At 36.7% G+C, this 12,842-nt stretch carries 14 protein-coding genes; 1 reads left to right on the top strand and 13 read right to left on the bottom strand.

The genetic code is table 11. From position 1 onward, the window contains the following. Window positions 1-386: 386 nt before the first annotated feature. The 8 genes from N7Z68_RS13430 to N7Z68_RS13395 form a co-directional block, all read right to left on the bottom strand. The gene (locus tag N7Z68_RS13430) at window positions 387-1,214 is read right to left on the bottom strand and encodes a manganese catalase (RefSeq protein WP_275118985.1); all 828 of its coding nucleotides are present in this window, start codon (window positions 1,212-1,214) and stop codon (window positions 387-389) included. Between the two features lie 225 nt (window positions 1,215-1,439). Then, window positions 1,440-2,003, bottom strand: coding sequence for a peptidoglycan-binding domain-containing protein (locus tag N7Z68_RS13425; protein ID WP_275118984.1), 564 nt, complete (start codon window positions 2,001-2,003; stop codon window positions 1,440-1,442). Between the two features lie 371 nt (window positions 2,004-2,374). Next, window positions 2,375-3,151, bottom strand: coding sequence for a class I SAM-dependent methyltransferase (locus tag N7Z68_RS13420; RefSeq protein WP_275118983.1), 777 nt, complete (start codon window positions 3,149-3,151; stop codon window positions 2,375-2,377). A 35-nt stretch (window positions 3,152-3,186) separates the two neighbouring features. Then, window positions 3,187-4,242, bottom strand: coding sequence for a serine hydrolase domain-containing protein (locus tag N7Z68_RS13415; protein ID WP_275118982.1), 1,056 nt, complete (start codon window positions 4,240-4,242; stop codon window positions 3,187-3,189). A gap of 31 nt (window positions 4,243-4,273) precedes the next feature. Next, the gene (locus N7Z68_RS13410) at window positions 4,274-5,335 is read right to left on the bottom strand and encodes a serine hydrolase domain-containing protein (protein WP_275118981.1); all 1,062 of its coding nucleotides are present in this window, start codon (window positions 5,333-5,335) and stop codon (window positions 4,274-4,276) included. Between the two features lie 47 nt (window positions 5,336-5,382). Beyond that, window positions 5,383-5,958 carry a TetR/AcrR family transcriptional regulator gene (locus N7Z68_RS13405; protein WP_275118980.1) on the bottom strand — a complete coding sequence of 192 codons (576 nt, stop codon included), beginning with the start codon at window positions 5,956-5,958 and terminating at the stop codon, window positions 5,383-5,385. Window positions 5,959-6,483: 525 nt separating this feature from the next. Next, window positions 6,484-7,002 (bottom strand): hypothetical protein, encoded by a 519-nt coding sequence (locus tag N7Z68_RS13400; protein WP_275118979.1) that lies wholly within the window; start codon window positions 7,000-7,002, stop codon window positions 6,484-6,486. 1,053 nt (window positions 7,003-8,055) lie between these two features. Next, window positions 8,056-8,364: a DnaJ family domain-containing protein gene (locus tag N7Z68_RS13395; RefSeq protein WP_275118978.1), complete on the bottom strand. Its 309-nt coding sequence runs from the start codon at window positions 8,362-8,364 to the stop codon at window positions 8,056-8,058. 350 nt (window positions 8,365-8,714) lie between these two features. On the opposite strand from N7Z68_RS13395, the gene N7Z68_RS24435 reads away from it, so the two are divergent. Next, entirely contained in the window at window positions 8,715-8,798 is an 84-nt protein-coding gene (locus tag N7Z68_RS24435) for an Rpn/YhgA-type helix-turn-helix domain-containing protein (RefSeq protein WP_502550505.1), read from the top strand. Window positions 8,799-8,821: 23 nt separating this feature from the next. Here N7Z68_RS24435 and N7Z68_RS13390 read toward each other — a convergent pair whose 3' ends face one another. The 5 genes from N7Z68_RS13390 to N7Z68_RS13370 all read right to left on the bottom strand — a co-directional run bounded on the left by N7Z68_RS13390 (window position 8,822) and on the right by N7Z68_RS13370 (window position 12,356). Further along, a complete protein-coding gene (locus tag N7Z68_RS13390; protein ID WP_275118996.1) occupies window positions 8,822-9,277 on the bottom strand; it encodes an NUDIX hydrolase in 456 nt (151 codons plus the stop codon). A gap of 84 nt (window positions 9,278-9,361) precedes the next feature. Continuing rightward, window positions 9,362-9,892 carry a helicase gene (locus N7Z68_RS13385; RefSeq protein ID WP_275118977.1) on the bottom strand — a complete coding sequence of 177 codons (531 nt, stop codon included), beginning with the start codon at window positions 9,890-9,892 and terminating at the stop codon, window positions 9,362-9,364. 77 nt (window positions 9,893-9,969) lie between these two features. Continuing rightward, window positions 9,970-10,845 (bottom strand): GNAT family N-acetyltransferase, encoded by an 876-nt coding sequence (locus N7Z68_RS13380; protein ID WP_275118976.1) that lies wholly within the window; start codon window positions 10,843-10,845, stop codon window positions 9,970-9,972. Between the two features lie 174 nt (window positions 10,846-11,019). Beyond that, window positions 11,020-11,784 (bottom strand): MerR family transcriptional regulator, encoded by a 765-nt coding sequence (locus N7Z68_RS13375; RefSeq protein WP_275118975.1) that lies wholly within the window; start codon window positions 11,782-11,784, stop codon window positions 11,020-11,022. An 80-nt stretch (window positions 11,785-11,864) separates the two neighbouring features. Then, window positions 11,865-12,356, bottom strand: coding sequence for a GNAT family N-acetyltransferase (locus N7Z68_RS13370; protein ID WP_275118974.1), 492 nt, complete (start codon window positions 12,354-12,356; stop codon window positions 11,865-11,867). Window positions 12,357-12,842 lie beyond the last annotated feature (486 nt).

The raw sequence follows: 12,842 nt of genomic DNA, 5'->3' as shown, positions 1-12,842 counted from the left end.
CCGTTGGAATATTATTTGAAATGGCAAGCTGGAGAAACAAAACAAGTAGAACAAGCCATGTAGGAATAATTCCTATTGATCGAGATGGACAGATTTCTGTTCGTCTCGATCAATAGGCCAGTAAGCGTAAGCGCGCTAGAAGAAAATGAAAAACTAAATAAAACGAAGGAATCGTGAGTATGTGTCCAAACTTAGGGGGTTGAACCGCGTTGAGTCCCCTAAAGTACAAAAAATACTAATTTAATTGAAAATAAGGGCCTGTGAGTCCGTTAAATTGTTCTCACAAGCCTCCATCAAAGGTGTAAATGTATGAAGGGTCTACTCCCCCTCGATAACAAATGAACTTATCGGGAGACTGACCCTATCATCCCTTACGTAAGATTTCCTTATTGCTTCTTTGTTGTCGGTGTTCCGTGGATATACCCAGGTGCAGGAGATAGTTCAGGAGCTTGTCCTGTACCGACCGGTTTCGCTTCATACGTAAACTGGCCTAACCCATCCATCGAAGGACCAGAAGCCCAGCGACCTTGCTGACTTTCCGTACCTTCAGAACAATTCATAAATGTATAGGCTACATCTGATTTTTCATATTCTCTATTAAACGTGCTAGGAACGACGATGCCTTCCTTCTCTTCTAACTCTGCAATGGCAGCTGCCCACTGGTTTTGATGATAGCTGTCACGCGCAATAAGGAACGAAAGCATGTCTCTAACTCCAGGGTCATCTGTCATCTCATATAACCGGACAACTTGAAGCCTTCCTTGCGACTCGGCATTGAGGTTTGCTCTAAAATCAGCTAACAGATTTCCACTCGCAATCGTGTAACGTGCTGTCCACGGGAATCCTACACTATCGTTTGGACTTGCACCAAGTCCGTTCACTATCGCATGTTGCGGGTTCATCCCACCCATGACACTTGCGATAATTGGATCTTTCGCTGCATCTTCTTGTTCCTCAACGGGTGCTTTGTCTAAGAGTTGCGCAATCATCGTAGCCAGCATTTCCACATGTGCAATTTCTTCAGTCCCAATGTCAAGGAGCATGTCACGATACTTTTTCTCGCCGCGGCAATTCCAACCTTGAAATAGATACTGCATCATAACGGATATCTCACCATACTGACCACCAAGGACCTCTTGAAGCTTTTTCGCATACACCGGATCAGGCTTGCTAGGTTTTGCTGTGTACTGTAACTCTTTTACGTGAAAAAACATGGACACACCTCCGAATATGTAATTCCTTGGTATTATCTCTTATAATAGATTTTACTATTCCTTACAGTTCTCATAACAATTTTGGAAAAAACGATATTAAATTCGAGTGAGATTTGCTGGCAGGTAAAACATAGTAAATGGAAAACAAAAAGCATTCCATTAAAGAATGCTTTTCAGGATAATTCCATAATCCCTATCGTGTTGTCCCAATATTAATTCAAGATACTAATCATTCAACACTTTATCCATTACGTTTTTCGTTTTTGGTCCAAAGATTCCATCGTTGGTTAGCTCTGGGAAACGCTCTTGGAATTTAGTGACGGCTGTTTTTGTATTTGGCCCGTATACACCGTCAACAGTTACGTTATAACTCATATCTTTTAACCCTTTTTGTAGAGTCTTTACAGCTTCCCCTCGACTGCCAAGCTTTAATGTACTGTCTGCAAAGCCAAATGAATTCACTTGTTTAGATAGTGCTGCATGTGTTTGTGCACCATACACTCCATCATTCACTAAATGTCTATGTGATTTTTGGAACGCGAGCACGGCTGTTGTTGTATTCGGTCCAAAGATCCCGTCTTCTGTTAGCTCAGCCCCCATCGTTTTATTCAATGCGCGCTGCATAATCTTAACGTTTTCCCCTCGTGAACCTTCTTTTAAAACACCCGTTGAAGCATAATCAAAAATAGAGTAATTTGTACTTTGTTGCGCCCCAATCCCTGCAGGAATTCCTAATAATAATACTGAAGCTGCTGCCACTGTTGCTGTTACCTTTTTCCATTTATTCAAGAAAATCATCTCCTAATTATTAAATTCAATCATGAAACGCCACATGTGATTATAAGGTTTCATAAATTTGGAAAGATTTTCTTTGAAATATTAAAATTATGGTGGAATTTTAATAGTAAGGCGCAGTGGCCGAGAGCGAGATACGGACTAGAACCCACACTAAGTACTCTTTTTGTCACAAAACCCGCGACTTCAACGGATGTAATTACACATTTATATGGACATAATCAGAAACTACTTATTCTATTGAAAATAAAGGCCTGTGAGTCCGCTAAAATGATCTACTCGGTCAAACCTCAGTCGGAATTAGCACAATAAAATTACTTACTATCCCCAACTTAGTTTTCAATCCACTTATTCTACTTCCTTTCCTATTTCACAGCTTTCCAAATCGTCCAGCAATCTTGCTCGATAATATTTACGTCAGCTGGCAAAGCATCATCGATATGACTTACTAATCGATTTAACTCTTCATTATCTAATTCGTGTAGAATACTTCTACCCGTTCGTTCGCTTAAATCTTGGAGTAATGGCTCTTTCGTGTCGTGAATTTTTCTTGTTTCCCATAACTTAATTTCTTCAATGTGATTAAATCCAACTTCTTTCAGCATTTCTTTTACTACAGGACTTTCGTGTCTGCGACTTGTTTCTTTCTCAATCAGCTTCGGAAACAGTTCAAAGAAATACCCTCTAATATGATGATCAGAACCAGCTAATAAGCAGTCTTCAGGCGTACGGTCTTGAATGATATAAAACCCGCCGTTCTTTAAGACACGATGTCCTTCTGTAAAACACGCACGTAAATCTTTTATATGGTGGATCAATGCGCGTTCAAGGAGCAGATCATAACTTTTACTTTCAACTCCTGTTTTAAATGCACTACCATGCTGAAACGAGATATTTGGATAGTCTTTACAATTTTCTCTCGCATCTTCAAGCATCGCTTCTGAAAAATCAACGCCTGTAACAAAATCAATCCCCATGTCAGAAAGGGCCTGAGAATAAATGCCCCCGCCACACCCTACATCTAAAGCTACAGATACATCTCCTATCGGTACAAGTTTCTGTATCGCTTCAGTCCATGATTGGTCCGCCTTCCGTGTCGTATAACTTCCTTTATTTTTCTTATTATGAAAATCGATGCCCATTGCAATTCCCCCATTCCAGTAAAATACATATCTCGTTATAACCGCTGGATCACGTTCATTAACATAAATTTAACGCCTTTTCTTTCGTACGCAAAATCGTTAAACGTCCCAATGACATACGTATCGAGCGCAGGGTGATAAAACATATAAGACCCTGTTGCACCTGCATGGCCCCATACTTGAAATTTTTTTGGCATCAAAAGCGGCACAGGTCTGAACTGCATAATCCCATATCCATAGTCAATGCCAGCACCATATTTCACTTTATCACTCATCATTTTCTTAAGCGTTTCTTTTTTCACTAATTGATGTGAGGTTAAAGCCTTCATAAATCTTAGCAAATCTTCTCCCGTCGATACGACTCCGCCCCCGGCATAGTCGATCCCTGCATATCCTTTATAATTGGTGATTTTGTTTTTATTAACATAGAAGTCTGCGACAGCTGGTGTTTGTTTATCTAGTGGTTCTGAATCGTATAAAATAGATGAGTTTGTCATTTCGAGAGGTTTATAGATATATTGTGTGATAACTTCATGGAATGGCAAGTTAGTAAGGTTCTCAATGATTAACCCCAATAGATGGTAGTTTGTGTCTGTATAATTAAAACGAGTACCAGGAGGAGCTAGAGGTTGTTGCTGATTTTTTGCCCAAGTAATTGTTTCCTCTGGACTCATGTAGAAATTCGGTTCGTTAAGAAGTTGTTCGAATAATGGACGGAAGTTGTCAGGTAAGCCAGATGTATGATTTAGAAGATGTTTTATTTTGATTTGTTCCGAATAGTCGTTCCCGTTGTATACATGTAATTTTTCTGTTAGTGAGTCCTCTAAATACTTACTGATATGATCATCATACGCTAACTTCCCCTTTTCAACCAACATACCGATGAGGACGGATGTAAAGATTTTCCCTACACTAGCCATATAGACAGGTTGATTCGAATCACTCAGTCCTTCATGAATATTTAAATGAATATCGTTTGTGTCTGAATGAACGAGTAAGCAAGCACTTTTTACGTTTGGATCCTTTTGGACTTGTTTCCGAAATGACTTTTCAATGGACTGAATCACTTTTTCAGGTGATTTCGTTTTCATTTTTTTTCCCCCGTGTTTCAATTTCCTAAGTCTACTTTAAGGCTTTAATGATCCGGATCATTGCATGGAATGCCGCACTGTGACCGAACCCGCTTAATTGGTTGATGGTACCTGTAAAATACACGTCCCGCTCTGGATTGTAAAAGGCTAATGCGCCCGACTGTCCCCAAAAACCTAAGACCTCTTGTATGGGGCGTAAAGGAGAGAGCAACCGAGGAGTCCATAGCTTCTCGAGACCAATCCCATAGTAAAATTGTCCAGGAAAAAAGACCATATTCCACTGCTTCAGTTCCTCGATCTCTTCCTTTGGGAAAAAGCGCCCGGCAAAGAAGGCTTTAATAAAGATCATCGTTTCTTTAGCGGTAGACACAATTCCGCCTTCTGAAGGGATGGAAGTAAGATAGTTCGGCAGGTGTATTTTATTAGATTTATAGTTTAAGGATACAGGTTTTGTGTCATTTACATCTTCATACACATACGTTTTCGATAAGTTTAGCTCTTCAAAAATATAGGTCCGGAATACGTCCGCCATGCTCATTCCCGTTACCTTCTCTATAATTCTACCTAGTAACTTATAGTTCGTATCGCAATAGTTTACTTTGCCCTTTTGTCCAGGGGCGAACTTCGGTTTTAATCCTTTTACAAGAGTTACTGTTTCTTCCAGTGTCCATTTCTGATCTTTTCCTTTCATAAGCTGTGAGGCTACTGACTCCCCACTCGGTTGTTTGTAAGCAAAATAGTCTGGTAACCCTGAAGTATTAGAGATTAAATGTTTAATCGTCAGGGCTTTGGAATAATCGACCCCGTTCAAAACATGGAGACGATCCATGATATCCACTGACAAATAATTTGAAATCGGATCTTCCAATGCCAACTTTTTCTCCGCTCTTAATTTCAATACAACCGCTGTCATATAAAATTTAGTGACACTAGCAATGAAATATTGATCATCCGCATTCAGGTTGCCGGCAGCTCCTTCCCATGAAAGATTTTTTCCTTGCTCCACACGCAGAACGGCCCCGAAATTGTTTTTCTTTTTTACCATTTTCCTTACTGTTTGTTCCAGGAACACATCGTCTAATTTTTTCCCCATCGTTCTCCTCCTTAAAAACTGGAAGTATACTAAACAACTTCTCATGACTAGCCATTATCCTTTTCTTTTCTTAATCTGGTCGCACTTATAATATCTTCAGCAGCACTTCCGGATAACTCTATCATCTGATCCATCGTCAACTCCTTTGGCAATAATCGATTAGCCACCATCATCGTCAAGCCCAATTGAAAAGCTCTCATTTTTAAAAAAATCATCATCAGTTCTTCATCTGTAAACCCTGCAAGCTCCGGATCCTGTTTCATCAGGGACACAAAGTCCATTTCTTGGTCGTATTCTTGGATATACTCGTTCGGATTCAATGCTAAATCCCTCACAAGTACGGGGTACTCTTCAGCGAATCTAAGACTGGCAATACCCAGATCTTTGAAAGTGTTCCCTGAATTTTGTTCTTTGATTTTTTGTTCACTTAATTCCATTACTTTTCTCATCACTGCACGTTTGAGATCTTCTACATCCGTAAAATTCACATAAATTGGTGCAATGGAACTTCCGAGTCGATCGGCTACCTTACGAATGCTGATGTGGCTGTGACCTTCATTCTTTGCGATTTCAAAAGCTGCATCTATAATTTGAGATTGAGAAAATTTTTTCTTTGGCGGCATATGCGTTACAGCACTCCCTCTTTGGAAATCACTCGATATATAACAGGTGTTATTTAATCTTCATTTTACACATTATTCCTTTTATGTAAAGCCTAATTTATGAATTCTTATTGGAGCAGGTCGATGCAGTCACCGGTGTATTGGATTGGGGACGTAATAAATATACGTAGAATAAAAACTATCTATGGTGACAATGCAGCCACAGCAAAAAAAATGTCATTCTAGTAGATTAGGTGCAGTTAATGCTAAGCGGACTGAGAGGCCCTTATTTGCTGAAATACCTGTGATTTTAAGCGGAAAATTAAGAAATAAGGGCCCTGGAGACCGCTAAAGTTTAGAAACTACTAATTTTAATGAATATAAGGGCCTGTAAGTCCGTGAAAATGTTCTCAAAAGCATTCCTTTGAGATAACAGCCTTCGATCAAACATAAAGAAGCAAGGGGAAGTCCCTTGCTTCTTATTAGGCGCACCACTGAATAGGTTTATCAGTTCGTTTAATAAGAATAGTAGTGTAAGACAAAAAGCTATAATAATTTGTTCCAAAGTGATTTTTTAGGTCGTTTACTTTTAATATACAAAAGGAGTAGCAAGTTGAGGCTATAAACAACAATGTATACTAAAAATGACATATAACTCTTCCATCCATTAAATGTGAAAACATTGAGTTCCACTGCAACCCATTCCAATATTGTGGTTAAAAATGCACAAACAATAATAAAAAGAACAGTTTGTTTTTTAGAAAATGCTCGAGGCTTAAAGTAATTCATAGCAAAATAGGCAAAGGGAAAATAACCAAAGAAAAACATAATAAAATCAAAAATTTCATGTTCCAATCGATCCATAGTATCATATAACTCTACCGGTGGGACGGCAAGTGACATATCTGCTGTAAACACTAAATACACATTTAGAGTCCAAATAAGAAAAATTTCAAGAGCGCTTAGATGTCTCTGGATAGCAAATACTAAAATCCAGACAAATACTAATAGAATAATAACGAATATTTCATTTTCATCGAACTTTTTGGGCGGGTAAAGTAACATTAGAAAGTCAACTCTTTTACAATTAATTTCCTAAGAATTTTTGCGTATAAGGCAGTAAAAATAATAACTACAAGGTAGCGTAAAAATTCATAAAATGTGTTCCATTGAACAAATTCTAAGACTCCCACTTTAATAAATAGCAATTCAAAAGAAACTAGACTAGAAATTAATAATGTTACAATGATGCCTTTGCTGAAGAATTTTAAATTAGAATAAAGAATAAATATGCACCAAATGACTATTATTGGTTTAGTCCAGATGGATGCTAATTTTTGTGTCCATAAACTAATGGCTTCATTGGGACTTTGTGTGAATTTTAAATTAAGGTTAATTAAAATACCTGAGAATTCAATTAAAATATTTGATGACATATAACACCCAATTATGCTCAACCAATTCATTTTTTGTTTCAGGATGTATAGTGAAGTCATTAATAATAAGGTTAAGATGATGAATATCCATAGTATTAACATTGCTTAGTTCTCCCACCGTATGTTTTCAACTTAATCATTCCATTTTTCTACATCAATGATTAGTATGGCCGTTATTTAGTTATATTTTTAATGTCACAGGGACGACCTGAAATTTGTTGAGATTATTTCCGTTGTTATACAACTCTACAATCATTGGTAAATTAAATGCTAGGGTATTTAATGGGGGACCACAACTAAAGAAAGACTTTTTTGAGGTTCCCAACCAATCTAGTTTTTTAGAAGTAAAGTGTGGTAATGCTAAGCGGACTGAGAGGCTCTTATTTGGAGGAAAACCGACTGGTTGTGAAGTTAAGCGGACTGAGAAGCCCTTATTTGCTGAAATACATGTGATTTTAAGTGGAAAATTAAGAAATAAAGGCCTGGGAGTCCGCTAAAGTACTGAAACTACCAATTTTAATGAAAATTAGGGCCTGTGAGTCCTGTAAAATGATCTACAGTAACCAATTGAGTACGTGCGCTAACAGCAACGATTTTATCTGATGAATTTCAATAAAAAAAGCCTCTCCCTAATACTGGGGACAGACATCATTTATAAAGGACAGACCGGTCTTCCACTGCCCTACTTAGAAAATTTATTATAAATCTTTTTAGCATACTGTTTAAACGACTTGGTTTCTTTTGTTTGTCGTTTCTCTAATAAGTCGTCTAACTTCGCACCTTTCGTTTGCTCCTCAATTTCTTTTTCAACTTCTAAAGGATCAAACCCGGCATTCCGTAACATTTGATAAGCCATCTTCGTTTCCTGGGGCATTCCTGGCAGAACATCTTTAAAAACGATCGGTTTCCCCATGCCCTGTAAATTGTCGAGTTCCCCATTTTTGATGGCAGCCTTAATTTTATCCTCAGCTACAATCCAAATTGCATCCACCGTGGACACCCCTTTCAGTTTATTACATTCCTAATAAATAGCGTGATCATTGAAAGCCTTTAAAATCGTGCCAATTACGGCATATCTAATATTATATAATCAAGGTAAGCAAAAAATCGATATTTAAAAAATGTAAATTAAATAGGCCTTAAAAAACATCACCTTCTACAAGTACTCACGTTTAAACGAAAATGAGGACAACTTATACACATTCCAAAAAATGAGGTGAGTCACATTATGGAACTAATGACTTCATGGGAACGAAAAGGCCTAGAAAAAGGTCTCGAACAGGGAATTGAGAAAGGAAAGATTAAGGAAAAATTGAATTCTAATATGATATTGCTAGACGAATGCTTCAGAAAGGTTTCTCTCTAAAAGAAATTAGTGAGATTACCGGGTTATCTGAAGATGAATTAAAGAAATTAAAGGTTTAAATAATAGGTGTGCCTGTTTCTAGTCAGTTTTTTGTACTCCATTGTTTTACGGCCTGACGAATGGCCCAACTTTGATGTTCGTGATATAAGTTTTCAATCGCTTCAGATGGATCCATCCATATAAGAAAATGGTCTTCTTCAATGGGTTTTTGAATTTTTTCACCTATGTTACAGAAATAAAAATAGCCTTCACTTAAATAATGATTGAATTCTTTAGTAGAATAGAAGTACCGCCTTGCACACCCTAAAAAGTGACCCATTTCAATACTCATCCCCATTTCTTCTATTGCCTCTCGTTTCAAACATTCTTCGTGTGTCTCATTGTTTTCTATACCACCACCTGGAAGGAAATACTTCTCATCGCTCGTTTGAATAATCGCCACTTTTTTTCTTTCGTCTTTGAAAATAACGCCATATACAGCAGGTCTCCATATGTATTCTTGACCGACTTCCTTTTCACCAAATGTCATAATTCTCATTAGCAAAACCGACCTCCTCTTCACTCATTTTTATTAAACCCATTATCTCATTAGCATCTCAATTTACGTGTCAATTCAATAACTTTACGGCTTTTTTGGATGACAAAAGATAAAGTGATCATCAGGACTCCAAACGTGCAGATGGTCAGCAACATATCCCCGCAGCCATAACTCACCATTCATTCTTCTAAGGTAAAAGCCTTTTGGAAATTCATCATCTGCAGCAATTACCTCCGCTGCTATTGTGATAGAGCCCGTTGGAGCCTGATGTTGTGATGGTATACCTGAATGGCTATCAGGCTGGTCCAAGTACTCTAGCCTAAGGTAGGGTCCCACCTCAAGCGGGCATAAATCCAATCCGAGATCCCTAGCTTTCTTAAAAATATGATCCGTAGTAGCTCCATCAGGAAAGCCCAGGTTCCTAACGTTTAATTCAACGGTCTTCAAGCTGTACTTTGTATTAGAAGTAGGAAATCTATCATCAAAAAATAGCCTCTCACCATACTCATTCATCAAGATGGAGTATTGCTGCATTTTCGCATAAAGCTGTGATTTCGTTAAGCCGCCAACCTCTATTGTTCGGGTTATCATTCGGCAATCAGGGTATATTCCCATTTGTTGGTCACTCCTTACTAAGTGAATACAAGAATTAAATCTAGTTACCTATTATGCTACTTTAATAATTCAAGGTCTTATAATTCCTTGGTAAAAAAACATAAATCATGAAGATGTTGAAATCCGACTTTCTTATATAAATTAATTGCCTTTTGATTATTGGAATTAACGCAAAGTCGAATAGACTTAATATTATTAATCGTAAATAGCCAACTTAAAGCAGCCAATAATAATTGACGCCCAATTCCTTTCCCACGTTCAGTTTCTTTTACCGCAAAAAATTCAATACTCGCTTCTCCATAAGCGGGTTCTGCTTCTACATAAATATATCCACATAAATCATTATTATTTTCAATTATAAAAACTTTTCTAAACTCATTCCTTCTGTCAATAATTTGTTTACCGCTAATATATGTATGGGGAAAATTGTCATCATGCAGACGTATCATATCTCTAAAATAGACTTCACTTAATTCTACAATCGAAACGTCTTCTATTTCACTTTTTCTAGTACGACTGAAATCCAATATCGTTTGTTCACTATGTTTATTAAATGAGAGGTCATTAGCTAGCTTAACCACTCTATTATTTTTCTTATTCGGAAATAGACTTATTGAACTTATTTTATCTGGTATTAATTCACTCATTTCTTTCCACATACTCGTAACAATATCCCATTTATTTTCTTTAATGAACGGTCCCCATATCTCAGCACAATTCCCTTCAAGGTCCGCATCGAATCCTAATACACCAATCAATTCATCATGCTCATATGCAGTTAGAAAACTTTTGTTGTAAGGTATATCTGTAATGTCTTCTATCATTGAATTGGCTATTTCTACACTATCTTTTCCACAGTAGCCAATATGGGAATGTTCGTTCTGATTCAACTCTGAAATAAATGCAGAGACCGATTTAATTTCCTCTTCTATCATTAAGGATATGTTTACCATATCGTAATCCTCCTCCCGATTGATCACATTCTAAGCAATCTGGTAGTTTTACCCCTTTTAAACATAATAAATATATACTAACATTAATTCCCTTTTTATTATAACAAAAAGAAAAAGCGTCCCTGTAGCAAGAACGCACGTTAGTTTAATAGGTTTCAGCTCAAATGTTGAAGTTTATTCTTGTTCGACTTGCTTCACATGATACTCCATTGCTTCATTTAACCATTTTTGTTCATCGTCTGTGAAAGGTGAGGTTGTATTTTCTATTTCTTGAAGATCTAGCTCTTCAACGTCAGCATCGGCTAGCTTTTGCATTACCTCCTCACCAAGAAATGCAAAAGAGGCTTCCAAATAGTCCTTAACCATTGCTTGAACTTCCAAATCCTCTACAGGCTTACCAAATAATTGTTTCACTTTTTTAGACAACTGAATAAATGTTTTATCTAAAGCGATTTTGTCTTCTTCCGACTTCTTGGATAACTCTTCTGCGACATCCGTTAACATTTGTCGTTCCATCCACTCTTTGTGCCTATCTTCCGTATGCATACCGTGAATTAGACTAAATAATACGGTGCTATCCACTTCCTCTTCTTCCTCAACTAACCGAATGACTCTTTTAATTGCTATTACGGATTGTTCGATTTTTTCCTTTTCTTTTTCTAAAGCTTGCAACTGAAGGGATAAACTCTCATTTAATTCAACGGTAAAACTCGTCTCATCTAACAAATTACTGATGTCATCTAAGCTATAGCCTAGAAATTTTAAACTTAGGATTTTCTGTAAAATGATAATATCTAAATAATTGTAAATGCGGTGCCCTGAAGAAGGATTTTTTTCTGGTCGTAATATACCAATTTCATCATAGTAATGCAGAGTACGAATGGATACTCCTGTCTTTTCTGAAAATTCACCAATGGAAAACTTATTATTCTTGTTCATCAATATCCCTCCAAATAAATTTATAATTTAATTATAGAACCTCACGTAACTAGAGGTTCAAGAGGAATTTTGAATTTAGCTTAACTTATTTTAAAAGTTTGAATTAAACACGGTTCATCATCAATTATGTCTTCTTTTTCTTCAAAGTGAATATTGAAATCAGTATAAATCTTTTTCCAAAAGGAAACAGCAGGTGCATTTTCGACAAGCTCAATAACAAAATATGCCCCTTGCTTTTCTTGAAATAATTTTTCAAGAGCTTGTTTACCGAACCCTTTGCCTTTGTATTTGTTCAATATAAACAAATCATTTATTCCAAAATCCTTATCCTTTTTCAAAAAAGGGCGCTCTAATAATAATATAAAGCCTATAATGCTTTTTTCCTTTTTAATAAAATACGGTGAGATTCCATCAACTTCCCAAAACTTCTCTAGATCCTCATATTCAAAAAAACCATCTGCTCCAATGTCAATAAATGAAGTGAATTTTGAAAGGTCATGGAGATACAAAGAGTAGAGGTTTCTTAAAATATGTTTTTCCGTTTCTAGTACGCCTTCTAATGTTATACACATTTCGTCATTTCCCCTTTACCATTCTTCTCGATATACGATACAAATAAATTCATATAATCATATTTTAACATAAAATTCCATATCAACCTTCATAGTCTTTGATAACTTCAAAAAAAGCACTTCTTCTAATTGAAGAAATGCTCTCTTAGTAAAAACAACTCACCAACAATGAGTTTTTTGTGCTTTGTGCCTAGCGACGCCCTCTAAATCTTTCTTTCTTACGGGACATTAGACGGTGAATTCATTAGTGCTGCTCTTTAGACAAATATCAAACTATGGCATAGTAATTTGGAAGCTAGTTGACATAGCTAAGTTGTTTTAGAGCAGGGTTAAAGCAGCCTTAAAAGAGTTCCCGTGGTAATAGGGACCTGAGAAGCCCTTATTTATATAAAAATCATCGTTTTTATGAATTAAGAGCACTGAGAGGCTCTTATTTACACAATTTCATGTGATATTGACGAATATTTCTTGCAATAAGGGCCTGTG

It is taken from the genome of Alkalihalobacterium chitinilyticum, assembly GCF_029028005.1.
GTDB classification, from domain to species: domain Bacteria; phylum Bacillota; class Bacilli; order Bacillales; family Bacillaceae_F; genus Alkalihalobacterium; species Alkalihalobacterium chitinilyticum.
Note: the sequence above shows the minus strand (reverse complement) of the source record. Positions and strands in the feature narration are given on the sequence as shown.

Excerpts from the sequence above, each read along its gene's own strand:
- N7Z68_RS13430 (WP_275118985.1), bottom strand. The coding sequence starts at position 1,214 with ATGTTTTTTCACGTAAAAGAGTTACAGTACACAGCAAAACCTAGCAAG.
- N7Z68_RS13390 (WP_275118996.1), bottom strand. The coding sequence starts at position 9,277 with ATGAGAATTATGACATTTGGTGAAAAGGAAGTCGGTCAAGAATACATA.
- N7Z68_RS13385 (WP_275118977.1), bottom strand. The coding sequence starts at position 9,892 with ATGGGAATATACCCTGATTGCCGAATGATAACCCGAACAATAGAGGTT.
- N7Z68_RS13420 (WP_275118983.1), bottom strand. The coding sequence starts at position 3,151 with ATGGGCATCGATTTTCATAATAAGAAAAATAAAGGAAGTTATACGACA.
- N7Z68_RS13410 (WP_275118981.1), bottom strand. The coding sequence starts at position 5,335 with ATGGGGAAAAAATTAGACGATGTGTTCCTGGAACAAACAGTAAGGAAA.
- N7Z68_RS13375 (WP_275118975.1), bottom strand. The coding sequence starts at position 11,784 with ATGAACAAGAATAATAAGTTTTCCATTGGTGAATTTTCAGAAAAGACA.
- N7Z68_RS13370 (WP_275118974.1), bottom strand. The coding sequence starts at position 12,356 with ATGTGTATAACATTAGAAGGCGTACTAGAAACGGAAAAACATATTTTA.
- N7Z68_RS13380 (WP_275118976.1), bottom strand. The coding sequence starts at position 10,845 with ATGGTAAACATATCCTTAATGATAGAAGAGGAAATTAAATCGGTCTCT.
- N7Z68_RS13400 (WP_275118979.1), bottom strand. The coding sequence starts at position 7,002 with ATGTTACTTTACCCGCCCAAAAAGTTCGATGAAAATGAAATATTCGTT.
- N7Z68_RS13415 (WP_275118982.1), bottom strand. The coding sequence starts at position 4,242 with ATGAAAACGAAATCACCTGAAAAAGTGATTCAGTCCATTGAAAAGTCA.
- N7Z68_RS24435 (WP_502550505.1), top strand. The coding sequence starts at position 8,715 with ATGCTTCAGAAAGGTTTCTCTCTAAAAGAAATTAGTGAGATTACCGGG.
- N7Z68_RS13405 (WP_275118980.1), bottom strand. The coding sequence starts at position 5,958 with ATGCCGCCAAAGAAAAAATTTTCTCAATCTCAAATTATAGATGCAGCT.